Source organism: Pseudomonas sp. 5C2, from assembly GCF_034314155.1.
Classification (GTDB): domain Bacteria; phylum Pseudomonadota; class Gammaproteobacteria; order Pseudomonadales; family Pseudomonadaceae; genus Aquipseudomonas.
On record NZ_JAVIWH010000003.1, the window covers coordinates 695,785 to 719,013 of the forward strand.

A 23,229-nucleotide genomic window follows, 5' to 3' on the forward strand; every position below is an offset into this window, starting at 1 on the left:
GATCGCCATTAACACTCCCGCCGTCGCCGACTTTCGCAATTACCCGTTGATCAGCGCGTTGACCGCCGTACAACCCTTGGCGGACAGGTTGCACGTGCAATGGGCCGATGGGCGGCTCAGCCCCTTTCATCATCAATGGCTGCGGGATAACTGCCCGTGCCCTGAATGCGTGTACAGCGTGACCCGTGAGCAGGTGCTGGAAATCGTCGATGTCGCTGAAGACCTGGTGCCCAACACCAGTCTGATCGACGCCCAGGGTTGCCTGTGGGTGGAATGGCAGGACGGCCATCAAAGCCGCTTCGATCCTGGCTGGCTGCGTGCCCATGCTTACGACGAGGCGTCGCGCGCCGAGCGGTTCGAGGCCACACCGAAAAGCCAACTGTGGACCGCCAACCTGCAACTGCCGGTGTTCGAATATCACGCGATCATGGAGGACCCGAAGGCGCTGCTTCAGTGGCTGCTGGCGCTGCGTGATATCGGCCTGACGCAGGTGCGCGGCGTGCCCACGGAACCTGGCTCATTGGCGCAAATCGCCAAGCGGATTTCGTTTATCCGCGAGAGTAATTTCGGCGTGCTGTTCAATGTGCAATCAAAAGCCGATGCCGACAGCAACGCCTACACCGCCTTCAACCTACCGTTACACAGCGACCTACCAACCCGCGAGCTGCAACCGGGGTTGCAATTTCTGCATTGTCTGGTGAATGACGCGGTGGGCGGCGAAAGTGTGTTCGTCGACGGCTTCGCGATTGCCAATGCCCTGCGCCATGAAGACCCGGAAGCGTTTCGCAGCCTGTGCGAGACTCCGCTGGAGTTTCGCAACAAGGATCGCCACAGCGACTACCGGTGCCTCGCGCCGATCATTGCATTGGACACCTTGGGCCAGGTCCGTGAAATCCGCATGGCAAACTTCCTGCGCGGCCCGTTCGATGCACCCGCAGAGCAGATGCCCGCACTGTATCGGGCCTATCGACGCTTTATCGCCATGACCCGCGAAGCGCGCTTTCGAGTGAGTGCGCGGCTGAGCCCCGGCGACATGTGGTGCTTCGACAATCGCCGCACCCTTCACGCCCGTAATGCGTTCGACCCGGCAACCGGGGCGCGGCACTTCCAGGGTTGCTACATAGACCGCGATGAACTGCTGTCGCGCATTCGGGTATTGCAACGGTAGATGCAGCGCTGCTACAGGTAACTTGAGGTATAAAAAAACCCGCATCGCTGCGGGTTTTTTCAATCAACTCAAACTCAGTTGACCTTGGCGTTCAACTCGCCTTTGGCATAACGCAGGTACATTTTTTCCAGCGACATCGGCTTGATCTTCGATGCCTGACCAGCAGTACCGAACGCTTCGTAACGCGCGATGCAGATGTCACGCATGGCAACGATGGTTTCGCCGAAGAATTTACGTGGGTCAAATTCGCTCGGGTTGGTGGCCATCAGGCGACGCATCGCACCGGTGGACGCCAGACGCAGGTCGGTGTCGATGTTGACCTTGCGCACGCCGTACTTGATGCCTTCGACGATTTCTTCGACGGGTACACCGTAGGTCTCTTTAATGTCGCCGCCGTATTGGTTGATGATTTTCAACCATTCTTGCGGGACCGAAGACGAACCGTGCATCACCAAGTGGGTGTTGGGGATGCGCTTGTGGATTTCTTTGATGCGTTCAATCGCCAAGGTGTCGCCGGTAGGCGGCTTGGTGAACTTGTACGCGCCGTGGCTGGTACCGATGGCGATAGCCAGGGCATCGACCTGAGTCCTTTTGACGAAGTCAGCGGCTTCTTCCGGGTCGGTCAACAGTTGGCTGTGATCAAGCACGCCTTCTGCACCCACGCCGTCTTCTTCGCCAGCCATACCGGTTTCCAGGGAACCCAGGCAACCCAACTCGCCTTCGACCGATACGCCGCAGGCATGCGCCATGGCCACGGTTTGCTGAGTTACGCGTACGTTGTACTCGTAATCAGTCGGGGTCTTGCCGTCTTCGGCAAGGGAGCCATCCATCATGACCGAGCTGAAACCCAACTGGATCGAGCGCTGGCAGATATCAGGGCTGGTGCCGTGATCCTGGTGCATGACCACCGGGATGTGCGGGAATTCTTCGATGGCGGCGAGGATCAAGTGACGCAGGAACGGAGCACCGGCGTATTTGCGGGCGCCGGCCGAAGCCTGAACGATCACCGGGGAATCGGTCTTGTCGGCCGCTTCCATAATGGCGCGCATCTGTTCCAGGTTGTTGACGTTGAAAGCTGGGACGCCGTAGCCGAACTCGGCTGCGTGGTCCAACATCTGGCGCATGCTGATAAGTGCCATTTTAGGTTTCTCTCCCGGTTGGGTCGTTAATCGTGCAAGCCTGCCTTAACGGCGGCTGCTATTCAAATTTTGCGCATCGGACAATGGCCGAGCGCGCTCAACAGGCAGTCGCAAACATACTCAGCGCCGAACTAGGGAGCCTTGCAAGCGCGACCGATCAAATCATTGGTGGCGACCCAGTACACCAGGCCTTCCTCACCCTTTATGTGAAACGCCAAGACACCGTCGCTGTACAACTCCCCGGAAGCGCCAGGCTCAGGCTTCAAACGATAGACCTGATCTTTGCCACCCAGGCGAACATCGACTTGAGTCTTGGTACTGTCGGTGAAATGCCATAGCACTTCGGCCTGACTGTCACACACCCAACGGGTCCACGCGCTCTGTTGTTCCGGTGCATTCATACTGGCGCATCCGCCCAGCACTGCAAATGTCGCAAGGGCGATTAAGCCTTTCATTACTTCTCCTGGCCACCCCATGAAGCTCGGCAAGTGCCAATCACTTCGGTCGATCAGGGGCGGTTTTGTTCCTGATTGCATCATCGTAGGCTCAATCGCACCCCAAGCCTCAAGGACAGCCTGCCTTTACCTCAGCAGGCATGACCTCATACTTGTCCAGTACATCCGGGCCGCCGCGCTTATAGATGATCGGCACGGTTTCCGCCTGCCAGTCAGCTTCGTAACAGCTTGCCCGAGGTGCCTTGGGCGCGGCTTTTGCGTCTTCAGCGCCGGGCTCACTGGCACACCCGGCCATCAGACCGGCAATGACAAACAGTGGTAACCGCTTGACCATGTAAATCCCCTTCACCCACACCGGACGCTCAGGCCTTGGCCCGCTGCTCCAATACTTCAACCGCGGGCAGGACTTTGCCTTCGACGAACTCAAGGAAAGCGCCGCCACCGGTAGAAATGTAGGAGATTTTATCCGCTACGCCATATTTATCGATGGCCGCCAGCGTATCGCCACCGCCCGCAATGGAAAATGCATCGCTAGCCGCAATAGCCTTGGCCAACGTCTTGGTGCCTTCGCCGAATTGATCGAACTCGAACACGCCAACCGGACCGTTCCACAGGATAGTCTTCGACGATTTCAACAAGTCGGCGAAGTGCGCTGCAGTTTGCGGACCGATATCCAGAATCATGTCGTCGTCAGCCACGTCAGCGATCAGTTTGACCGTCGCTACAGCGTTTTCGGCGAATTCCTTGGCCACTACCACATCCACCGGCAGCGGCACGCTGACTTTGGCGGCGATGGCGCGGGCGGTGTCCAGCAGATCAGGCTCGTACAGCGATTTGCCGACATTGTGCCCGGCCGCTGCGAGGAAGGTGTTGGCGATGCCGCCACCGACGATCAACTGGTTGCAGATCTGGCTCAGGCTGTTAAGCACATCCAGTTTAGTGGAGACCTTGGAGCCCGCGACGATAGCCGCCATTGGCTGGGCCGGAGCGCCAAGGGCTTTGCCCAATGCATCCAGCTCGGCAGCCAGCAACGGGCCGGCACACGCGACTTTGGCGAACTTGCTGACGCCGTGGGTCGAGCCCTCGGCGCGGTGAGCTGTACCGAAAGCGTCCATCACGAATACATCGCACAGGGCAGCGTATTTTTGCGCCAGCTCGTCGGTGTTTTTCTTCTCGCCCTTATTGAAGCGCACGTTCTCGAATAGCACGATGTCGCCCGCCTTGATCTCGACACCGTTCAGGTAGTCGGCAATCAGCGGTACGTCACGACCCAACGCCTTGCTCAGGTAGTCGGCAACGGGTTTGAGGCTGTTTTCAGCGGAGAACTCGCCCTCGGTCGGACGGCCCAAATGCGAGCAGACCATGACGGCGGCGCCCTTTTCCAGCGCCAGTTTGATGGTCGGCAGCGAAGCAAGAATCCGCGCATCGCTGGTTACCACACCGTCCTTGATCGGGACGTTAAGGTCTTCACGGATCAATACACGCTTACCTTGCAGATCGAGGTCGGTCATCTTCAACACGGTCATGAGGCTGTCCCTGGTTTACTGTTGTGTGTGAGCAACGCGCAGATAGTGATCGGCGACGTCGAGCATTCGATTGGCAAAACCCCATTCGTTGTCGAACCAGGCCAGCAGGTTCACCAGCCGTGGGCCGGAAACGCGTGTCTGACTGGCATCGACAATCGCCGAATGAGGGTCATGATTGAAATCACAGCTGGCATGCGGCAGTTCGGTATACGCCAACAACCCTTTGAGCGGGCCGCTGGTGGCGGCGTCGCGAAGTATCCGGTTGATCTCGGCGGCATCGGTATCACGCGCTGTCTGCAGGGTGATATCGAGGCAAGAGACGTTAACCGTTGGCACACGCACTGCTTTGGCCTGAATTCGCCCGGCAAGTTCCGGCAAAAGCCGTTCGATGCCGCGCGCCAGACCAGTGGACACCGGAATAATCGACTGAAAGGCCGAACGCGTACGGCGCAGGTCTTCGTGATGATAGGCGTCGATCACCGGTTGGTCGTTCATCGCCGAGTGGATGGTGGTGATGGAAATGTATTCCAGGCCGATGGCCTGATCGAGCAAACGCAACAGCGGCACACTGCAATTAGTGGTGCAGGAAGCATTTGACACCAGCAATTCGGTGCCCGTCAGTTTGTCCTGATTGATGCCATACACGATGGTGGCATCAACATCCGCTTCGCTGGCCATCGGTTGCGAGAACAACACGCGGGGGGCGCCTGCGTCGAGAAAGCGCTGGCCATCTTCCCGTGTGTTGTAAGCACCCGAGCATTCAAGCACCAGATCGACGCCTAGCCCAGCCCAATCGATCCCTTCAGGGGTTGCGCTGCGCAGCACCTTGATGCCGTGCTCGTTGATGTACAAGTAGTCGTCTTCGACCCGCACTTCGCCAGGAAAGCGACCGTGGGTTGAGTCAAAGCGCGTGAGGTATTCGAGACTGGCTATGTCTGCCAGATCGTTCAATGCAACCACTTCAAACCCGGCTTTCGCCCCTCGCTCACACAGCGCGCGCAAGACGCAACGACCGATACGGCCGTAGCCGTTGAGAGCAACTTTATACAGGCGTGGCTGAGGCATGGGGTTCTCGCTGGCAGGTGTTAAAACCTGTAGGAGCGCGCTTGCCCGCGATAAGGCCGGAACGGCCTTCCGATGCAAGACAACATCGTGTGACTGCTGCGCAGCCAATCGCGGGCAAGCGCGCTCCTACAAGGGGAACGCATTACTACTTAGTCTTCAAGCAGCTCTTCAGCCGTACCCAGGATGTTTTCCAGGGTGAAACCGAACTCTTCGAACAAGGCCGGCGCAGGTGCCGACTCGCCGAAGGTGGTCATGCCGATGACCCGACCTTCCAGACCAACGTATTTGTACCAGTAGTCCGCGTGAGCGGCTTCGATGGCGATACGCGCGCTGACTTGCAACGGCAGAACCGTTTGCTTGTACATCGCATCCTGGGCATCGAAGACGCTGGTGCACGGCATGGAAACCACGCGCACGTTACGGCCTTGTGCAGTCAGTTTCTCGTAAGCCAGTACCGCCAGGCCCACTTCGGAACCGGTGGAGATCAGGATCAGCTCAGGCTCACCCACACAGTCGCGCAGCACGTAACCGCCACGGGCGATTTCCGCCACTTGAATGGCATTGCGGGATTGGTGAGTCAGGTTCTGACGAGAGAACACCAGGGCCGATGGACCGTCGTTACGCTCAATCGCGTATTTCCAGGCCACTGCCGACTCCACGGCATCTGCCGGGCGCCAGGTATCGAGGTTCGGCGTGCCACGCAGGCTGGCCAGTTGCTCGATCGGCTGGTGCGTCGGACCGTCTTCGCCCAGACCGATGGAGTCGTGGGTGTAGACGAACAGCACGCGTTTTTTCATCAGCGAAGCCATGCGCACTGCGTTGCGCGCGTATTCCATGAAAATCAGGAAGGTCGCGCCGTACGGTACGAAACCACCATGCAGGGCGATACCGTTCATGATCGCGCTCATGCCGAATTCGCGAACGCCGTAATGCAGGTAGTTACCGCTGAAATCTTCAGCCGTGAGGCTCTTGCAGCCTTTCCAGATAGTCAGGTTGGAGCCTGCCAGGTCAGCCGAACCGCCAAGGAACTCAGGCAGCAGTGGACCGAAGGCATTCAATGCGTTCTGGCTGGCTTTACGGCTGGCGATGGTTTCGCCCTTGGCATCGACTTCGGCGATGTAGGCATCGGCCTTTTCGGCAAAATCAGCCGGCAGCTCGCCACTCATGCGACGGATCAATTCGTTGGCCAGTTCCGGGTGTTCGGCGGAGTAGGCAGCAAAACGTTGATCCCACTCGGCTTCTACAGCAAGACCCGCTTCCTTGGCGTCCCACTCGGCGTAGATATCCGCCGGAATTTCAAAAGGGCCGTAATTCCATTTCAGCGCGGCACGGGTCAGCGCAATTTCCGCGTCGCCCAGTGGAGCGCCGTGGCAGTCTTCCTTGCCTTGCTTGTTTGGCGAGCCGAAACCAATGGTGGTCTTGCAGCAGATCAGCGTGGGTTGCGCGCTTTTACGTGCTGTCTCGATGGCGATCTTGATTTCTTCGGCATCGTGGCCGTCGACATTACGGATCACTTGCCAGTTGTAGGCTTCGAAACGCTTCGGCGTATCGTCGGTGAACCAGCCTTCGACTTCGCCATCGATGGAAATGCCGTTGTCATCGTAGAACGCGATCAGTTTGCCCAGACCCAAGGTACCGGCCAGCGAGCCGACTTCGTGGGAAATGCCTTCCATCATGCAGCCATCACCCAGGAACACGTAGGTGTGGTGATCGACGATATTGTGGCCCGGACGGTTGAACTGCTCGGCCAGCACTTTTTCAGCGATGGCAAAACCGACGGCATTGGCCAAGCCCTGCCCCAAAGGACCGGTGGTTGTCTCGACGCCAGGGGTGTAGCCATATTCAGGGTGACCCGGCGTACGGCTGTGCAACTGACGGAAATTTTTCAGGTCGTCGATGGACAGGTCGTAACCGGTCAGGTGCAGCAGCGAGTAAACCAGCATCGAGCCGTGGCCGTTGGACATGATGAAGCGGTCACGGTCGGCGAACGATGGATTGCTCGGGTTGTGTTTGAGGTAATCACGCCAAAGCACCTCGGCGATATCCGCCATGCCCATAGGGGCACCGGGATGGCCGCTGTTGGCTTTTTGCACGGCATCCATGCTGAGGGCACGAATGGCGTTGGCACGCTCACGACGGCTGGGCATCGCTGATCTCCTGGAACTGAAAGGATGGGATCGGAAAAAAGGTGAGCATTTTCCCTCAGGCATTGCTTCGGGGCAATGACAGATAGTCGTTGGAAGGCCTTTTTCCTGCGCTGTCCTCGTTATTACACGGCCAAACCGGATATTCCTCAGACACAAACCTGTCTGGCGCGTTCACTCGGTGCCGAATGCGCATGACGGACACCACCCATCGACCAATATCAAAACTTTTTGATATTGGTCTTGCGAGACGAACAATCGCTCTCTAGACTGCCAGCCCTATGAACCTTCGCGTGCCTGCAATCCGCCATGATGACAGCGACGATCTGGCTGCCTTGTGCAAAGCCGGAGGCGATCCGCTGCGACTCAATGTGCTGCGCGCGCTGGCCAACGATTCGTTCGGGGTCCTGGAACTGGCGCAGATTTTCGCCATCGGTCAATCCGGCATGAGCCACCATTTAAAGGTGCTGTCTCAGGCCGAGCTGGTAGCGACGCGCCGCGAAGGCAATGCGATTTTTTACCGTCGCGCCCTGCCCCATACCGAACAACCGGGCGGCAGGCTGCACGCGGCACTGCTCGACGAAGTCGATAACCTGGCCTTGCCCGGCGATGTCCAGGCGCGCATTGGTCTGGTGCACCGGCAACGGGCGACCGCCAGTCAGGACTTCTTCGCGCGGGTCGCGGAAAAATTTCGTGCCCAGCAGGACTTGATCGCCGGTCTGGCGCAATATCGCGAGAGCCTGCTATCACTTCTGGACACGCTGAGTTTCAGCCACGACGCCACTGCGGTGGAAGTCGGCCCGGGCGATGGTGGTTTTCTACCGGAACTGGCGCGGCGCTTTTGCCACGTCACCGCGCTCGACAACAGCCCAGCGATGCTGGAACTGGCCCGCCAGGTCTGCGAGCGCGAAGCGCTGGGCAATGTCGAGCTGCAACTGGCCGACGCCTTGAACAACGTCACGGTGCGCGCCGACTGCGTTGTATTGAATATGGTGCTTCACCATTTTGCTGCACCGGCCGAAGCACTTAAACAGCTGGCCCACCTGGTGCAACCAGGCGGTAGTCTGTTGGTGACAGAGTTGTGTAGCCACGACCAGAGCTGGGCCAAGGAGGCCTGCGGCGATCTCTGGTTGGGTTTTGAACAGGATGATCTGGCCCGTTGGGCCACTGCTGCGGGACTCGTTCCCGGGGAAAGCCTCTATATAGGGCTACGTAATGGTTTCCAGATCCAGGTTCGCCACTTTCAGCGACCGGCTGGCAACACTCACCATCGGTAAATTCAGGAAACCCGTCGATATGAGCGAATACTCACTTTTCACCTCCGAATCCGTGTCCGAAGGACATCCGGACAAAATCGCCGACCAGATTTCCGATGCGGTTCTGGACGCCATTATTGCCGAAGACAAGTTTGCCCGCGTCGCCTGCGAAACGCTGGTCAAAACCGGCGTAGCGATCATCGCGGGTGAAGTGACCACGTCGGCCTGGGTCGACCTGGAAGACATCGTCCGTAACGTTATTCTAGATATCGGCTACAACAGCTCCGACGTCGGCTTTGACGGCGCGACGTGCGGCGTGATGAACATCATCGGCAAGCAGTCGGTGGACATCGCCCAAGGCGTTGACCGCAGCAAGCCTGAAGATCAGGGCGCTGGCGATCAGGGCCTGATGTTCGGCTACGCCAGCAACGAAACCGACGTGCTGATGCCTGCGCCGATCACCTTCTCCCACGCACTGGTAAAGCGTCAGGCCGAAGCCCGCAAATCCGGCCTGCTGCCATGGCTGCGCCCGGATGCCAAATCCCAGGTTACTTGCCGTTATGAACACGGCAAGGTCGTGGGCATCGACGCGATCGTGCTCTCCACCCAGCACAATCCTGAAGTGTCCTACAAAGACCTGCGCGAAGGCGTGATGGAGCTGATCGTCAAACACGTGCTACCAGCCGAGCTGCTGCACAAAGACACTCAGTTCCACATCAACCCTACCGGCAACTTCATTATCGGTGGCCCCGTGGGCGACTGCGGCCTGACCGGTCGCAAGATCATCGTCGACACCTACGGCGGCATGGCCCGTCACGGCGGTGGCGCGTTCTCCGGCAAGGATCCATCTAAGGTTGACCGTTCCGCAGCGTACGCGGGTCGTTATGTGGCGAAGAACATCGTCGCCGCAGGCTTGGCTGAGCGTTGCGAGATTCAGGTGTCCTACGCCATCGGCGTTGCACAACCGACCTCGATTTCGTTGAACACGTTCGGCACCGGCAAGTTGCCAGACTCGAAGATTATCGCCCTGGTGCGTGAACACTTCGACCTGCGCCCTTACGCAATCACCACCATGCTCGACCTGCTGCACCCGATGTACCAGGCCACTGCTGCCTACGGCCACTTCGGTCGTACGCCAGTAGAAATGACTGTTGGCGATGACACCTTCACCGCCTTCACCTGGGAGCGCACCGACCGCGCCGACGCCCTGCGCATCGCTGCCGGTTTGTAATAGCACCAGCGTTTCAGGTTAGAAAAAGCCCCCGTCGACGTTGGTCGGCGGGGGCTTTTTTGTGTCCGCTGGAAATCCCTCCGCCATCGCGGGCACTGCAAAATCCTGTAACCAGTCAATGCTCTTCCCCCCCAACCTAGCAACTAGCCTCATAAGCAAACCCCAAGCAAGGATGCTTCGATGCTGTCCGTTCTGCGTGTATTGACCAGTGCTGTTTTCGCGCTCGCCTCGTTAACCGTCAACGCCGACACCTGCCCCGACTGGCCGCCCGCCAAGGTCCGCACCGAAATAGTTGCTCTGCAACAACACATTGCCCAATGGGATGACAGCTATCACCGCCAGGGAGTTTCTCTGATCGCGGATGAGCTTTATGACCAGTCTCGCGCACGCCTGTCGCTGTGGCGTGGGTGCTTTGCTCAGAAGGCGCCTGACGACAATCCGCTGAAAACAGCGGCCGGTCCGCTCGTTCATCCCATACCCCATACCGGGCTGAGCAAACTGCGCAACGAACGCGCAGTCCAAGCCTGGCTCAAGGACCGTGAGGACGTGTGGATTCAGCCCAAGGTCGACGGAGTCGCGGTCACGCTGGTGTATGAAAGCGGCCAGTTGAAGCAGGTCATTAGCCGAGGCGATGGGCTCACAGGACAGGACTGGACCCACAACGCACGCCAGTTACCCGCCATCGCGCAGCACCTGCCCTGGCGGGAAAGTCTGGTGCTGCAAGGCGAGTTGTACTGGCGGCTGGCAGACCACGTGCAAGCCGACGGCGGCAGCCTGAACGCGCGCAGCAAGGTCGCCGGGTTGCTGGCACGCAAGACCATTACCCCGGACGAGGCGGCAAATGTAGGCCTGTTCGTCTGGGACTGGCCAAGCGGGCCGGAGCACCTGACCGAACGCCTCGACGGATTGAGTGCCATGGGGTTCACCGACAGTGCGCTCTATAGCAAGCCCCTGCAAAACTTCGCTCAAGCGCAGCAATGGCGCGAGCACTGGTACCGCAATGCGCTGCCCTTCGCCACCGATGGAGTGGTCATGCGCCAGAGCCAGCGACCCTCTGCACAACGTTGGCAAGCCAAGGCGCCCTACTGGATCGCAGCCTGGAAATACCCCTACGCCCAAGTGATCGCGAACGTGCGCAAGGTCAACTTCAACATCGGGCGCAGCGGCCGAATCACGCCGGTTCTGGACGTGGACCCGGTGCGTCTGGATGATCGGAACGTCAAGCGGATCAATGTCGGGTCCCTGGTACGCTGGCAAAAAATGGACATCCGCCCCGGCGACCAGATCGCAATCAGTCTGGCAGGATTGACCATCCCACGCCTGGACAGCGTGGTGTCACGCAGCGTTGAACGGGCTGAGTTCAACGTGCCGCAGGCGAGCGACTACCACGCCCTCAGTTGCTGGCAGCCGAGCCCGGGATGCGAAAGCCAGTTTCAGGCGCGCCTGGTTTGGCTCGGCGGCAAGCAAGGGCTGGCAATGCCCGGAGTGGGACCTGGCACGTGGGATGCGTTGCTCAGGGCCGGAAAGATTAACGGCCTGCTCGATTGGATGACCCTTGATGCCGTGCAGCTTGCTAACATTGCCGGCCTCGCCGAGCGCAGCAGCGCTAAACTGCTTGGCAGTTTTCAACAGGCTCGACAGCAACCGTTTCATCGCTGGGTGAAAGCGCTCGGGTTACCGCCGACCGCTGGCGTTGACCTCGGTAGCCAGTGGAGTGAACTGGCGGCCAAGAGTGTCGAACAGTGGATAAGCGAGCCGGGAATCGGTCCAGGAAGGGCCGCACAGCTCAATGCGTTTTTTCAAAATCCGCAGGTACAGGCATTGAGTGAGCAATTGCGGGTGCAAGGGATAGAAGGTTTTTAGGTCAATATCATTTTTCAGGGACAGGCGAGTCTTCGTTCGCTTATCGCGTCACTATTTTCAAGGGAGCCCCCATGAAGTGCTTGTCACCGCTGACCCTGTTCACGGCATGCAGCCTGCTGGCAGCACCGCTGTTCGCCGCCGAGGAAGCCCCCCAACTGACGGGCTGCGCGGCCAAGCGCCAGGACATCAGCGCCCGGATCGAACTCGCCAAGGCCAACGGCAACAGCGACCAGCAAGCCGGGCTGGAAAATGCCTTGAGTGAGGTATCGACCACCTGCGCCGACGCCTCCTTGCTCAAGCAACTTGAACAGAAAGTGCTGGAGGCCAAACGCGACGTCAGCCGGCGCCAGTCAGACCTGACCAAAGCGATGAGCAAAGGCGACCCGGACAAGATCAACACGCGCAAAGACAAACTCGCCGAGTCGCGTAAAGAACTGCATGACGCTCAAGTGGAGCTGGAGAAGGTCGAGCCGAACTATGATTGATACACCGCAAAGCAGTGTGTCAATCACTGCACATCAATGATCGCGAAACTCTTTATGGCATGCCTCGCACGCATCTTCGACCTTCTGCACCGCAGGGCTCAGGGTGCTGGCCTTGAAGGGCTTGGCATTGGTGGCGAGCACCAGTTCCCCGGTGGCCGATTCGAGTGACCGGGCCAGTTCCTGGAAATGTGCCTGTTTTTGCCAGACATCATCCTTGGCGCTGGTATGGTCGGCTTCCTTGACCACGGGGAAATGCTTCCACGGCTCGTGGGCCAGGCTGTCGAGCTTGATCGCGCCGTCGGTGAAGCGCTGGCCGTCGAACGTCACGCGGCCACGCAGCATGCCGCCCAAGTCTTCGCTGGTTTTGAGCATCTCTTTGAAGATCGCCTTGCGCTGACCCAAAGGCGAGTTTGGATCAACGCCGCCACAGGCACTCAGGGTCAGGCAGGCCAGCAATACCACGGAAAGTCTTTTCAAGGTCATGATCACTACAGGCTGGTGGAAACGGCGGCCAGTATCCTCGGCTCATCGCAAAAGACCAAGCGTACCGTTGCCGCAGCAGGAACTTCTCTTAGGCGGAAACGATGAACAACGTCACGATAACCCCCATGCCAATTGCCCAGGCCAGGGAGCGCAAAACTGCCAGGTCCGCCAGGTAAAAAATGATGTACAGCAGACGACTGGTGATAAACAGCACCGCCAGCACATCAATGGTGACCGCTTGGGCGTTACCGACGATGTCGGCAATGATCACTGCGGCGGCAAACGCTGGCGTCACCTCAAAGCTATTGAGTTGCGCTGCATGCGCACGCTTGGCAAACCCTTCAAGATTGTCGAGAAAGGTGCGCGGGTCATGGTTCTCCCGCAGGCCGAACTTGCCGCCACTGAACTTGGCCACGCCGATACATAGGTAAGGCAGGCATATCGCGATCAATATGCACCAGAAAGCAGGAGTCATAAGCAAATCCTTATAGTTTCAGCTTCATTAGAAGCATGCCGAGCAACACTAGCCCACACGCTAAGAGCCTGGGCCGACCAAAAGGTTCTTTCAGGTAGCGCATGCCGAACAACACCACCAGCACCACACTGATTTCGCGCAAGGCCGCAGCCTCTGCCACCGACCCCAGCTGCATGGCCCATAGCACCAGAGCGTAGCTGAACAACACACACAACCCGACGCCTAGCCCAAGGCGCCACTGCTCGCACCAAAACAGGGTAAACGCCTGACGCTTGTTGCATATCGCCAACAATGGAAACGGCCAGGCACTGATCAGCGTCAGCCATACCAGATAGTCCAGTGGCTGCGCGCCGATCCTGAGTGCCTGGCCGTCGATCCACGTGTAGCAGCCGATGCATAGGCCGATCAACCCAACCACCGGCAGCATCGACCAAGGCAAACGCTCGCCGCCACCACCCTGCCACAACAGGCAGACCATGCCGCACGGGATCAATAAAATGCCGAGAATTTGTTGTGTGCTCAATTGTTCGCCAGCAAACATCAGCGTCAACCCCAACACCACCAGGGGTGAAAGCCCGCGCATCAACGGATAGACCAGGCCCAGATCGCCCACTCGGTACGCCCTGATCAGCAGGCCACGATAAACCAGTTCGAAAGCGGCCGAGGCCAGCATCCACGGCCAGACTTCAGCAGGCGGCGGTGTCACGAAAGTAAGCGCCAATACGGCGAAAACCAGAGCGACCCCATCCATGCTGGCGATGACCAATAGCCGTTCGCCACTGAATTTGATCAGGGTATTCCAGGTCGCATGCAGGAGGGCTGCAATCAACACCAAAGCCGTCGCCAGCACTGGCCGCTTCCTTGTTCAAAAGGGTCGTTATCCGGGAAGTTACCGCCGGGAGCAATTGATTCGCCATCTACCAGCAGCTGGATATACTGACACCGATTACGTCACACCCCCGTTGCGCACCCTAACTATTCCAATAATTTTGCTTCTACGGACTCAGCCTTTACCGGATCGAGTTCAGTCGCTCGCCTGCGCACGCCTGATCGGGACGTCAAGACTATCGACATATCCCTTAAGACGGAGCCTCTACACATGCCACTCGCTTTGCTTGCACTCGCCGTTGCCGCTTTCGGTATCGGCACCACCGAATTCGTGATCATGGGCTTGCTGCCCGAGGTCGCCAATGATCTGAGCGTCAGCATTCCTGACGCCGGCCTGCTGATCACCGGCTACGCGTTGGGCGTGGTGTTTGGCGCGCCGATCCTCGCCATTGCTACCGCGAACATGCCGCGCAAAGCCACATTGCTGGGCATGACACTGATGTTCATCCTCGGCAATGTCCTCTGCGCGCTGGCGCCGACCTATGCCACGCTGATGGCCGCACGGGTGATTACCGCCCTGTGCCACGGTGCGTTCTTTGGCATTGGCTCCGTGGTGGCGGCAGGGTTGGTCGCGCCGAACAAACGCGCGCAGGCCATCGCGCTGATGTTCACCGGATTGACCCTGGCGAATGTATTGGGCGTGCCGCTGGGCACCGCGCTCGGGCAATACGCAGGCTGGCGTTCAACCTTCTGGGCAGTGGCCGTAATTGGTGTGATCGCGGTGATTGCGCAAATGGTCTGGCTGCCCAAGGAGATCCCTATGGAAAAGGGCAATCTGGTCACCGAATTCCGCGTATTGGGCAAACCCAATGTATTACTGGCGCTGGCGATGAGCGTCCTGGCGTCGACCAGTCTGTTCAGCGTATTCACCTACATCGCCCCGATTCTGCGCGACGTTACCGGTGTCACCCCGCACGGCGTGACCTTCATGCTGCTGTTGTTCGGCCTGGGCCTGACCGGCGGCAGCATGCTCGGAGGCCGACTGGCCGACAGTCGTTTGCTGCCTGCGCTGCTAGGAATGTCGATTGCCGTCGTACTGATCGTGGCCTTGTTCAGCCAGACCAGCCATTCGGTCATTCCCGCTGCCATTACCCTGCTGCTGTGGGGCGTGGTGGCGTTCGCGTTGTGCCCGATTCTGCAGTTGCTGATCATCGACCAAGCCAGCGATGCGCCGAATCTGGGTTCAACCCTCAATCAAAGCGCTTTCAACCTCGGCAACGCGGCCGGTGCCTGGATCGGCGGCCTGGTGGTTGCCAGCGGCGCCGACCTTGCCGACCTGCCGTGGACGGGCGCAGCCGTCGGGGTATTGACCGTACTGACTGCGCTGTTCTACCTCTATTTGCAGCGGCGTCAGGCGCAAATGGTCAACGTCTGATACTCAGCCGGGTCTACGACATCCTCAATGAGTGTCGCTGTCCTTGAACTGGTCCTTCACGTAGGTGATTTCGGTCTTGCCGTGCGGGGCTGGCAGGCCGTCTTCACCGAGGTTGACGAAGACCAGCTTTTCCACTGTAAGGATGCTTTTGCGCGTAATTTTGTTGCGCACCTGACAGGTCAGGGTAATCGAGGTCCGACCAAATTCGGTCGCGGTGATGCCCAGCTCAATGATGTCGCCCTGCCGCGAGGCGCTGACGAAGTTGATCTCGGAAATGTACTTGGTGACCACCCGTTGATTGCCCAGCTGGACGATGGCGTAGATCGCGGCTTCTTCGTCGATCCAGCGCAACAGACTGCCACCAAACAGCGTGCCGTTGGGGTTGAGGTCTTCGGGTTTAACCCACTTGCGGGTGTGGAAATTCATGCTCACTCCTGACCGTATTGCCAATTGATGGCGCTAATAATGGCAGACCCGGCGCGTTACCTCTATCGGGCATCGGCTTACGTAGCGATTAGTTTTTTGCAGGGTTATGCGATGGAAAGGTCTTGGGCTACGCCTCGAGCACGGCTATAATCGCCGAGCTTCAAAAACGGTCACCGTCGGCTCGATTGTCTAAACAGCCCATGACCGTTCCCGCCACCTGTCCGAGGGGCGCTGCAGCAGGCTTGTCCTGTCAGGCTCGGATGGGGCGTTGCTTGATCGGCTGATCTTACTGAATCAGTCCGGACGGGCCTTAAACGCACAACGGCGCCCATTCGCACACTACGAATGGAGACTCTAAATGAGTGCTGTAATCACGCCTGCAGATTTTAACGACTACAAAGTCGCCGACATGTCCCTGGCTGCCTGGGGCCGTCGCGAAACCATCATCGCCGAATCCGAAATGCCTGCCCTGATGGGTCTGCGCCGCAAATATGCTGGCGAGCAACCGCTCAAGGGCGCGAAGATTCTCGGTTGCATCCACATGACCATCCAGACGGCCGTGCTGATCGAAACCCTGGTTGCTCTGGGTGCCGAAGTACGCTGGTCGTCCTGCAACATTTTCTCGACTCAAGACCAGGCTGCTGCTGCTATCGCGGCTGCCGGCATCGCGGTTTACGCCTGGAAAGGCGAGACCGAAGAAGAGTACGAGTGGTGCATCGAGCAAACCATCCTTAAAGATGGCCAGCCTTGGGACGCCAACATGATCCTCGACGACGGCGGCGACCTGACCGAGATCATCCACAAGAAATACCCGGCGATGCTGAACAAGATCCACGGCGTTACCGAAGAAACCACCACCGGCGTACACCGCCTGCTGGACATGCTGGCCAAGGGCGAGCTGAAAATCCCGGCCATCAACGTCAATGACTCGGTGACCAAGAGCAAGAACGACAACAAGTACGGCTGCCGTCATAGCCTGAACGATGCGATCAAGCGCGGTACCGACCACCTGCTGTCCGGCAAGCAAGCGCTGGTCATTGGCTACGGCGACGTGGGCAAGGGCTCTTCGCAGTCGCTGCGCCAGGAAGGCATGATCGTCAAGGTTTCCGAAGTTGACCCAATCTGCGCGATGCAAGCGTGCATGGACGGTTTCGAACTGGTTTCGCCGTTCATCGACGGGATCAACGACGGCACTGCCGCCAGCATCGACACTGCACTGCTGGGCAAGATCGACCTGATCGTGACCACCACAGGTAACGTCAATGTCTGCGACTCGAACATGCTCAAGGCCCTGAAGAAACGCGCGGTCGTGTGCAACATCGGTCACTTCGACAATGAAATCGACACCGCTTTCATGCGCAAGCACTGGGCATGGGAAGAAGTGAAGCCACAGGTGCACAAGGTTCACCGCACCGGCGCTGGCACCTTCGATCCGCACAACGATGACTACCTGATCCTGCTGGCCGAAGGCCGTCTGGTAAACCTGGGTAACGCTACCGGTCACCCGAGCCGGATCATGGACGGTTCGTTCGCTAACCAGGTACTGGCGCAGATCTTCCTGTTCGACCAGAAGTACGCCAACCTGGCACCGGCACAGAAAGCCGAGCGTTTGACGGTTGAAGTACTGCCGAAAAAACTCGACGAAGAAGTGGCGCTGGAAATGGTCCGTGGTTTCGGTGGCGTGGTCACTCAGTTGACCAAGCAACAAGCCGACTACATCGGCGTGACCGTTGAAGGTCCGTTCAAGCCGCACGCCTACCGCTACTGATTGATCAGGTAGCCCGCTCCCCATAGGAGCGGGCTTGGTCTGGGCCGCATCCGGATGATCGGCCGCGTAGCGGTCGTCGCGATCAGACACGCGAACCGATGTGGTTTCAGCATTTTGAAGGTCGTTCCGACCTTATCGCGGGCTTGCCCGCTCCTACAATGAGATCGGCGTCCATGTCTAACGACCGTCGCTTCAGCTTCGAATTCTTCCCGACGAAGACCGATGCAGGGCATGAAAAACTGCTCACCACGGCCCGTCACCTGGCCAGCTACAACCCTGATTTTTTCTCCTGCACCTACGGTGCCGGTGGCTCGACCCGCGACCGCACGATCAGCACCGTGCTGCAGCTGGAAAGCGAAGTCAAAGTCCCTGCGGCCCCGCATTTGTCCTGCGTGGGCGACAGCAAGGCTGACCTGCGCGCACTGCTAACGCAGTACAAAGACGCCGGGATCAAACGCATCGTCGCCCTGCGCGGTGACCTGCCCTCAGGCATGGGCATGGCCAGCGGTGAGCTGCGCCACGCCAACGATCTGGTGAGCTTCATTCGTGAAGAGACCGGCAGTCACTTCCATATCGAGGTCGCCGCCTACCCGGAGATGCATCCGCAGGCACGCAACTTCGAAGACGATCTGCAAAACTTCGTGCGCAAGGCCAAGGCCGGTGCCGACAGCGCTATCACCCAATACTTCTTCAACGCCGACAGCTACTTCTACTTCGTCGAGCGTGTGCGGAGGATGGGCGTGAACATTCCTATCGTGCCGGGCATCATGCCGATCACTAACTACAGCAAGCTCGCGCGCTTCTCTGACGCCTGCGGTGCAGAAATCCCGCGCTGGGTCCGCAAGCAGCTGGAAGCTTACGGCGATGACGTGCAAAGCATCCAGGCGTTCGGCGAACAGGTCATCACACAAATGTGCGAGCGCCTGTTGCAAGGTGGCGCACCAGGGCTGCATTTCTATACCCTTAACCAGGCAGAACCCAGCCTGGCGATCTGGAATAACCTCAAGCTTCCACGTTAAAAACCAATCTAACGTGATCATCTTGCGCGTGTAACATCCAGCACGTTGAATCAGCCGGATCTCGCCTCATCGAGACTCGGCTGACACCTTGGACTACGTGACTACTTCCAGCGATGCTTCGCATGGCTGCTGTTGGCAAGATGATGCAACGCCGACATGAACAGAAGTGATCCATTAGCCGCAGAGGTCCGATCCGGCGCTTCTATTTAGGCAACGTCCGTCGTAATCTCAGGCGATGTCTCACATTGTCCGACTCCTGACTGCCCTGGTCCTCACTTGTCTTAGCTTCACTGCTTTAGGCGAAAAACTGCGCATCGTCACCGAACCCTGGGCACCTTACGTGTACATGGAGGATGGTCAGGCACGCGGGCTGGACTACGAAACAACGTCGATCATCTTCCAGCGCCTGGGCATCGAAGTGGAGTGGCATTTCCTGCCCTGGAAGCGTTGCCTGGCGATGCTTGAACAGGGCCAGGCCGACGGCGCACTGGATATTTTCCAGAACGCCGAGCGCACTGATTCATTGCTGTACCCCAGCGAACCTCTGTCCGATGTCGAGTTCGTGCTGTTCTACGCCAACGCCCGTCCCCACCCGTTTCAAAGCCTGGAAGACCTGCGCGGCCTGACCGTAGGGGTTTCGCCGGGCTATCTTTACAGCCCGGAATTTAGGGATTCACCGCTGTTCGCCCGTGAAGAAGCGCCCACCCATGAAGCCAATTTCGGCAAGCTTCTGCGCGGGCGGATCGATCTGGTGATTACCGACCGCCGTGTCGGCCAGTATCTGCTTGATGAATTGAAGGTTCGCGAGCAAATCAGCCAGTTGCCAACCGTCATCAGCCGTGAGCCGCAATACCTTGCTCTGCGCAAAAATGTGGGCATGGACCTGCTGGTGCAGCGCTTTGGTGCCGAGCTCAAACGCTTCAAACGCGAACCGGCGTACGCCGAGTTGAGTGCCCGCTATGCTGGCGAGGCGACGCCAACGGCTACCACGTTGCTCACCACGCCACTGCAGCCGGCGTCTGCGCCTGAAAAAACCGTTGAGCAGCAGGAAAGCAGCGCGTTGTGATTGCTCTGTTATACTCCGGCATTCCCGCCAGGCTTACGCCCGGACGCTCGGCCTTGCATAAGGCATCTCGATCACGTCAGTCGCGACTTTTCTTTCCCGCGCCGATATGCCGAGACGCACGTCAAGACCCAGCAGGACCGGACGGGATTGCGTCCTCTAAACGCCATTCACGCCAGGCAAGACCTTCTCAATGGGCCCAGCCCTAACTAAAACAGGATTACTCATGTCCTTTGCTTCCCTCGGTCTCTCCGAGGCTTTAGTCCGCGCCATCGAGGCAGCGGGCTATACCGAGCCTACTCCGGTGCAACAGCGGGCCATTCCCGCCGTGTTGCAAGGTCGCGACCTTATGGTTGCGGCGCAGACAGGTACTGGTAAAACCGGCGGCTTCGCCCTTCCGATTCTGGAACGGTTGTTCCCCAACGGTCATCCGGACAAATCCCAGCGTCACGGCCCGCGCCAACCGCGCGTTTTGGTCCTGACCCCAACCCGCGAGCTCGCGGCGCAAGTACACGATAGCTTCAAGGTGTATGCCCGGGATCTGAAGTTCGTCAGCGCCGTTATTTTTGGCGGTGTCGGCACGAACCCGCAAGTCCAGGCCATGGCTAGAGGCGTTGACGTGTTGGTGGCCTGCCCAGGCCGTCTACTCGATCTGGCCGGTCAAGGCAGCGTCGATTTGTCCCGCGTTGAAATTCTGGTGCTCGATGAAGCCGACCGGATGCTCGACATGGGCTTCGTGCATGATGTGAAGAAAGTCTTGGCTCGCCTGCCAGCCAAGCGCCAGAACCTGCTGTTCTCGGCGACCTTCTCCAACGACATCACGGCCTTGGCAGGCAAGCTGCTGCACAACCCGGAACGCATCGAAGTCACGCCGCCGAACACCACGGTCGAGCGTATCGAACAGCGCGTATTCCGTCTGTCTTCGAGCCATAAACGCTCGTTGCTGGCGCATTTGATTACCGCAGGTGCCTGGGAACAGGTGCTGGTTTTCACCCGGACCAAGCACGGTGCAAACCGTCTGGCTGAGTACCTGGACAAGCACGGCCTCACGGCGGTGGCGATCCACGGTAACAAGAGCCAGAACGCCCGAACCAAAGCACTGGCTGACTTCAAGGCTGGCCAGGTGCGGATCATGGTCGCCACCGATATCGCCGCGCGCGGTCTCGATATCGACCAGCTGCCCCACGTCGTCAACTTCGAACTGCCGAACGTCGACGAAGACTACGTGCACCGTATCGGCCGTACAGGCCGTGCGGGCCGTAGCGGCGAAGCGATTTCGCTGGTCGCGCCGGACGAAGAGAAGCTGCTCAAAAGCATTGAGCGCATGACCAAACAGAAAATCGCCGATGGCGACCTGATGGGCTTCGATATCACAACGGTTGAAGCAGAGAAGCCAGAAGTACGTGAGCGTCCGGATGTGCGTAACCCACGCGCACCCCGTGGCCCTCGCGGCGATGGCCCGACCGGCAGTGGCGGTGGTGGCGGCCGTAAGGATAAAGGCAAGGACAAGGGTCAGGAAAAGCCGGCAGCCGCCGCACGTCCTGAGCGTCCAGCCCAGAAGCCGCGCGAGGGCACACCTGCCCGCGAGCAGCGTCAGGCAACCCCGCGTGCCGACCGTGCCCCGGACGAGTTCCTGGACGACGAAGTGGATAACTTCGGCAACCGCGCTGACTACGTGAGCCCGTACCCGAATAAAGGCCAGAGTCGTGGTCGTCGTCCGGGCGCTCCGGCACCTGCGGCTACCGCAGGCGGTACAGCACCTGCTGCTCGCGCGCCAAGCTCGGGTCGCCCAAGCGGTCCTCGCACCGGCGCTGGCTCGACCACGGGTACACCGCCTGCCGCCCGTTCTGGTCCACGTAACGGCGCGCCACGCGATGGCCAGGCCCGTCGTGACGACGCGCCACGCAATCGTCGCCCTGCCGCCGCTCGCGATGATCAGCCCGCACGTCAGGAACCTGTGGTCAAAGGTCCTCGCGAAGGTGCACCGCAGCCGAAGATCGTGCACAAAGAGTCAAAAAGCGATCGCTTCCCGTCGGCTGATCAACTCGACCAACTGCCAAGCCGTCCACGTGGCGAGAAACCCGCATTGCTGACCCGCAACCGCGAAGGTTAAAGCCAGACACGCTGCATAAAAAAACGCCCCGACCGGGGCGTTTTTTTTGGTCTGGATATCATGCGACTCCAGACATAAAAACGCCGACCCAAAGGTCGGCGTTTTTATGTTGCGAGCAAACCTTACTTGGCTTGAACGCCTTCAAACGAGAAGATCAGCTCAAGTTCCTGGGTTTTAGGGCCCAGATCTTTCTGAATCGCGAAGTCCTTCAGCTTGATAGTGGTGGTGCCTTCAAAGGCTGCACGGTAGCCGCCCCATGGATCTTTGCCTTCGCCCAGGAAATGCGCAGCGATCACGACTGGCTTGGTCACGCCGTGCAGTGTCAGGTTACCGGTCACGTCAGCCGTGTCGGTGCCAGTCGACTTGACCGAAGTCGATACGAATTTGGCTTCCGGGAATTTTGCTACGTCCAGGAAATCAGGGGTGCGGATGTGCTTGTCACGTTCAGCATGGTTAGTGTCGACGCTGGCAGTTTTCAGCGTGACATTAATCTTGCTGGCTTCCGGGTTCTTCGCGTCGAAGCTGAAGGTGCCGTCCCAGTCCTTGAACGTGCCGTAGATGTAGCTGAAGCCCAAATGGCTGATCTTGAAGTTAACGAAGGCGTGCTGGCCTTCCTTATCGACTTTGTAATCAGCGGCCATCACTTGCCCGGCGGACAACAGAGCAGTACCCAGAGCCAGAGCGGCGAGCGTCTTCTTCAACATGCGTTTATTTCCGTTTAGGTTGAACATTAGTCGCGACCCAACATGCGCGTAAGGGTCGCATCGCGATCAATAAAGTGGTGTTTCAATGCGGCCAGGGCGTGAAATCCAGCGAAAATCACCAATGCCCAGGCCAGGTACTCATGAACAGCGCCCGCGACGTCTGCCTGATCGGGGATGCTGGAAATCAACGCCGGCACCTCGAACAGATCAAACACCGGAATCCCCACACCGTCGGCGGTGGAAATGAGGTAACCGGCAAACATCACGGCAAACAAACCGACATAAAGAAACAGATGTCCGAACTTAGCCCCCCATTGGACGAGCCGACTCTGAGCGGACAGTGCAGGAGGTGGCGGGCTGATGAAGCGCCAGACCACCCTGACCACCATCACAGCGAACAAGGTAAGACCGATGCTCTTGTGCAGGTCAGGAGCCGCTTTGCGCCAGGTATCGTAGTAGTCGAGGTCGACCATCCACAGACCCAGTGCGAACAAACCAAAGACAACAAGCGCCACACCCCAGTGCAGCAAGATGCTGACCAGACCGTAACGAGAGGAGGAGTTGCGTAGCTGCATCACAGTTA

General features: G+C 58.8%; 22 protein-coding genes and 1 riboswitch. Of the genes, 10 read left to right on the forward strand and 12 right to left on the reverse strand.

Features of this window, described 5'->3' with window-relative positions:
- Window positions 1–7 precede the first annotated feature (7 nt).
- Window positions 8–1,168: a gamma-butyrobetaine dioxygenase gene (locus RGU44_RS17985; protein ID WP_322278470.1), complete on the forward strand. Its 1,161-nt coding sequence runs from the start codon at window positions 8–10 to the stop codon at window positions 1,166–1,168.
- A 74-nt stretch (window positions 1,169–1,242) separates the two neighbouring features.
- Here RGU44_RS17985 and fba read toward each other — a convergent pair whose 3' ends face one another.
- From fba to tkt, 6 genes are all read right to left on the reverse strand, one after another.
- A complete protein-coding gene (gene fba, locus RGU44_RS17990) occupies window positions 1,243–2,307 on the reverse strand; it encodes a class II fructose-bisphosphate aldolase (protein ID WP_219064023.1) in 1,065 nt (354 codons plus the stop codon).
- A gap of 131 nt (window positions 2,308–2,438) precedes the next feature.
- The gene (locus RGU44_RS17995) at window positions 2,439–2,762 is read right to left on the reverse strand and encodes an MliC family protein (RefSeq protein WP_219064022.1); all 324 of its coding nucleotides are present in this window, start codon (window positions 2,760–2,762) and stop codon (window positions 2,439–2,441) included.
- Between the two features lie 109 nt (window positions 2,763–2,871).
- Window positions 2,872–3,096, reverse strand: coding sequence for a hypothetical protein (locus RGU44_RS18000; protein ID WP_322176832.1), 225 nt, complete (start codon window positions 3,094–3,096; stop codon window positions 2,872–2,874).
- Window positions 3,097–3,124: 28 nt separating this feature from the next.
- Window positions 3,125–4,288: a phosphoglycerate kinase gene (locus RGU44_RS18005; protein ID WP_322218399.1), complete on the reverse strand. Its 1,164-nt coding sequence runs from the start codon at window positions 4,286–4,288 to the stop codon at window positions 3,125–3,127.
- Window positions 4,289–4,303: 15 nt separating this feature from the next.
- Window positions 4,304–5,353, reverse strand: coding sequence for an erythrose-4-phosphate dehydrogenase (gene epd, locus RGU44_RS18010; protein WP_322176834.1), 1,050 nt, complete (start codon window positions 5,351–5,353; stop codon window positions 4,304–4,306).
- 149 nt (window positions 5,354–5,502) lie between these two features.
- Window positions 5,503–7,500: a transketolase gene (gene tkt, locus RGU44_RS18015; RefSeq protein ID WP_322218401.1), complete on the reverse strand. Its 1,998-nt coding sequence runs from the start codon at window positions 7,498–7,500 to the stop codon at window positions 5,503–5,505.
- A gap of 278 nt (window positions 7,501–7,778) precedes the next feature.
- Between tkt and RGU44_RS18020 the strand changes: the two genes are divergently transcribed.
- The 4 genes from RGU44_RS18020 to RGU44_RS18035 all read left to right on the forward strand — a co-directional run bounded on the left by RGU44_RS18020 (window position 7,779) and on the right by RGU44_RS18035 (window position 12,332).
- On the forward strand, window positions 7,779–8,774 hold the full coding sequence (locus tag RGU44_RS18020; protein ID WP_322218404.1) for a metalloregulator ArsR/SmtB family transcription factor: 996 nt from the start codon (window positions 7,779–7,781) through the stop codon (window positions 8,772–8,774).
- A gap of 19 nt (window positions 8,775–8,793) precedes the next feature.
- Entirely contained in the window at window positions 8,794–9,984 is a 1,191-nt protein-coding gene (gene metK / locus RGU44_RS18025) for a methionine adenosyltransferase (protein WP_219064016.1), read from the forward strand.
- Window positions 9,985–10,164: 180 nt separating this feature from the next.
- Window positions 10,165–11,847 carry an NAD-dependent DNA ligase LigB gene (gene ligB, locus RGU44_RS18030; RefSeq protein ID WP_322218406.1) on the forward strand — a complete coding sequence of 561 codons (1,683 nt, stop codon included), beginning with the start codon at window positions 10,165–10,167 and terminating at the stop codon, window positions 11,845–11,847.
- A 71-nt stretch (window positions 11,848–11,918) separates the two neighbouring features.
- Window positions 11,919–12,332, forward strand: coding sequence for a DUF1090 domain-containing protein (locus tag RGU44_RS18035; protein WP_322176838.1), 414 nt, complete (start codon window positions 11,919–11,921; stop codon window positions 12,330–12,332).
- 33 nt (window positions 12,333–12,365) lie between these two features.
- Here the strand turns inward: RGU44_RS18035 and RGU44_RS18040 are convergent, their stop codons facing one another.
- The 3 genes from RGU44_RS18040 to RGU44_RS18050 form a co-directional block, all read right to left on the reverse strand.
- Window positions 12,366–12,815, reverse strand: a complete 450-nt coding sequence (locus RGU44_RS18040; protein WP_219064013.1) for a c-type cytochrome — start codon at window positions 12,813–12,815, stop codon at window positions 12,366–12,368.
- Between the two features lie 88 nt (window positions 12,816–12,903).
- Window positions 12,904–13,290, reverse strand: a complete 387-nt coding sequence (locus RGU44_RS18045; protein ID WP_322176839.1) for an MAPEG family protein — start codon at window positions 13,288–13,290, stop codon at window positions 12,904–12,906.
- Window positions 13,291–13,300: 10 nt separating this feature from the next.
- Window positions 13,301–14,140, reverse strand: coding sequence for a DMT family transporter (locus RGU44_RS18050; RefSeq protein ID WP_322176840.1), 840 nt, complete (start codon window positions 14,138–14,140; stop codon window positions 13,301–13,303).
- 249 nt (window positions 14,141–14,389) lie between these two features.
- Between RGU44_RS18050 and RGU44_RS18055 the strand changes: the two genes are divergently transcribed.
- Complete coding sequence (locus RGU44_RS18055) at window positions 14,390–15,553, forward strand: MFS transporter (RefSeq protein WP_322218409.1); 1,164 nt, start codon at window positions 14,390–14,392, stop codon at window positions 15,551–15,553.
- A gap of 24 nt (window positions 15,554–15,577) precedes the next feature.
- On the opposite strand, the gene RGU44_RS18060 is transcribed toward RGU44_RS18055, so the two are convergent.
- The gene (locus RGU44_RS18060) at window positions 15,578–15,979 is read right to left on the reverse strand and encodes an acyl-CoA thioesterase (RefSeq protein ID WP_322176842.1); all 402 of its coding nucleotides are present in this window, start codon (window positions 15,977–15,979) and stop codon (window positions 15,578–15,580) included.
- 217 nt (window positions 15,980–16,196) lie between these two features.
- Window positions 16,197–16,316: riboswitch (S-adenosyl-L-homocysteine riboswitch) on the forward strand.
- A 21-nt stretch (window positions 16,317–16,337) separates the two neighbouring features.
- Between RGU44_RS18060 and ahcY the strand changes: the two genes are divergently transcribed.
- The 4 genes from ahcY (at window position 16,338) to RGU44_RS18080 (ending at window position 21,942) form a co-directional block, all read left to right on the forward strand.
- On the forward strand, window positions 16,338–17,747 hold the full coding sequence (ahcY, locus tag RGU44_RS18065; protein WP_322176843.1) for an adenosylhomocysteinase: 1,410 nt from the start codon (window positions 16,338–16,340) through the stop codon (window positions 17,745–17,747).
- A gap of 173 nt (window positions 17,748–17,920) precedes the next feature.
- Window positions 17,921–18,766 carry a methylenetetrahydrofolate reductase [NAD(P)H] gene (metF, locus tag RGU44_RS18070; RefSeq protein ID WP_322176844.1) on the forward strand — a complete coding sequence of 282 codons (846 nt, stop codon included), beginning with the start codon at window positions 17,921–17,923 and terminating at the stop codon, window positions 18,764–18,766.
- Between the two features lie 235 nt (window positions 18,767–19,001).
- Window positions 19,002–19,832: a substrate-binding periplasmic protein gene (locus tag RGU44_RS18075; protein ID WP_322218411.1), complete on the forward strand. Its 831-nt coding sequence runs from the start codon at window positions 19,002–19,004 to the stop codon at window positions 19,830–19,832.
- A 223-nt stretch (window positions 19,833–20,055) separates the two neighbouring features.
- On the forward strand, window positions 20,056–21,942 hold the full coding sequence (locus tag RGU44_RS18080; protein ID WP_322218414.1) for a DEAD/DEAH box helicase: 1,887 nt from the start codon (window positions 20,056–20,058) through the stop codon (window positions 21,940–21,942).
- 122 nt (window positions 21,943–22,064) lie between these two features.
- On the opposite strand, the gene RGU44_RS18085 is transcribed toward RGU44_RS18080, so the two are convergent.
- Together RGU44_RS18085 and RGU44_RS18090 are read right to left on the reverse strand one after the other, a co-directional pair.
- A complete protein-coding gene (locus tag RGU44_RS18085; RefSeq protein WP_219064003.1) occupies window positions 22,065–22,646 on the reverse strand; it encodes a YceI family protein in 582 nt (193 codons plus the stop codon).
- Window positions 22,647–22,672: 26 nt separating this feature from the next.
- Window positions 22,673–23,221, reverse strand: coding sequence for a cytochrome b (locus tag RGU44_RS18090; protein ID WP_322218416.1), 549 nt, complete (start codon window positions 23,219–23,221; stop codon window positions 22,673–22,675).
- Between the last annotated feature and the right edge of the window lie 8 nt (window positions 23,222–23,229).

Bases quoted from the DNA above. Each gene is read 5' to 3' on its own strand.
- RGU44_RS18075 (WP_322218411.1), top strand. From the start codon at position 19,002: ATGTCTCACATTGTCCGACTCCTGACTGCCCTGGTCCTCACTTGTCTT.
- RGU44_RS18020 (WP_322218404.1), top strand. From the start codon at position 7,779: ATGAACCTTCGCGTGCCTGCAATCCGCCATGATGACAGCGACGATCTG.
- RGU44_RS18005 (WP_322218399.1), bottom strand. From the start codon at position 4,288: ATGACCGTGTTGAAGATGACCGACCTCGATCTGCAAGGTAAGCGTGTA.
- epd (WP_322176834.1), bottom strand. From the start codon at position 5,353: ATGCCTCAGCCACGCCTGTATAAAGTTGCTCTCAACGGCTACGGCCGT.
- RGU44_RS17995 (WP_219064022.1), bottom strand. From the start codon at position 2,762: ATGAAAGGCTTAATCGCCCTTGCGACATTTGCAGTGCTGGGCGGATGC.
- RGU44_RS18055 (WP_322218409.1), top strand. From the start codon at position 14,390: ATGCCACTCGCTTTGCTTGCACTCGCCGTTGCCGCTTTCGGTATCGGC.
- RGU44_RS18040 (WP_219064013.1), bottom strand. From the start codon at position 12,815: ATGACCTTGAAAAGACTTTCCGTGGTATTGCTGGCCTGCCTGACCCTG.
- tkt (WP_322218401.1), bottom strand. From the start codon at position 7,500: ATGCCCAGCCGTCGTGAGCGTGCCAACGCCATTCGTGCCCTCAGCATG.
- RGU44_RS18060 (WP_322176842.1), bottom strand. From the start codon at position 15,979: ATGAATTTCCACACCCGCAAGTGGGTTAAACCCGAAGACCTCAACCCC.
- RGU44_RS18090 (WP_322218416.1), bottom strand. From the start codon at position 23,221: ATGCAGCTACGCAACTCCTCCTCTCGTTACGGTCTGGTCAGCATCTTG.
- RGU44_RS18080 (WP_322218414.1), top strand. From the start codon at position 20,056: ATGTCCTTTGCTTCCCTCGGTCTCTCCGAGGCTTTAGTCCGCGCCATC.
- RGU44_RS18085 (WP_219064003.1), bottom strand. From the start codon at position 22,646: ATGTTGAAGAAGACGCTCGCCGCTCTGGCTCTGGGTACTGCTCTGTTG.
- ligB (WP_322218406.1), top strand. From the start codon at position 10,165: ATGCTGTCCGTTCTGCGTGTATTGACCAGTGCTGTTTTCGCGCTCGCC.
- ahcY (WP_322176843.1), top strand. From the start codon at position 16,338: ATGAGTGCTGTAATCACGCCTGCAGATTTTAACGACTACAAAGTCGCC.
- RGU44_RS18035 (WP_322176838.1), top strand. From the start codon at position 11,919: ATGAAGTGCTTGTCACCGCTGACCCTGTTCACGGCATGCAGCCTGCTG.
- RGU44_RS18000 (WP_322176832.1), bottom strand. From the start codon at position 3,096: ATGGTCAAGCGGTTACCACTGTTTGTCATTGCCGGTCTGATGGCCGGG.
- RGU44_RS18045 (WP_322176839.1), bottom strand. From the start codon at position 13,290: ATGACTCCTGCTTTCTGGTGCATATTGATCGCGATATGCCTGCCTTAC.
- fba (WP_219064023.1), bottom strand. From the start codon at position 2,307: ATGGCACTTATCAGCATGCGCCAGATGTTGGACCACGCAGCCGAGTTC.
- metF (WP_322176844.1), top strand. From the start codon at position 17,921: ATGTCTAACGACCGTCGCTTCAGCTTCGAATTCTTCCCGACGAAGACC.
- metK (WP_219064016.1), top strand. From the start codon at position 8,794: ATGAGCGAATACTCACTTTTCACCTCCGAATCCGTGTCCGAAGGACAT.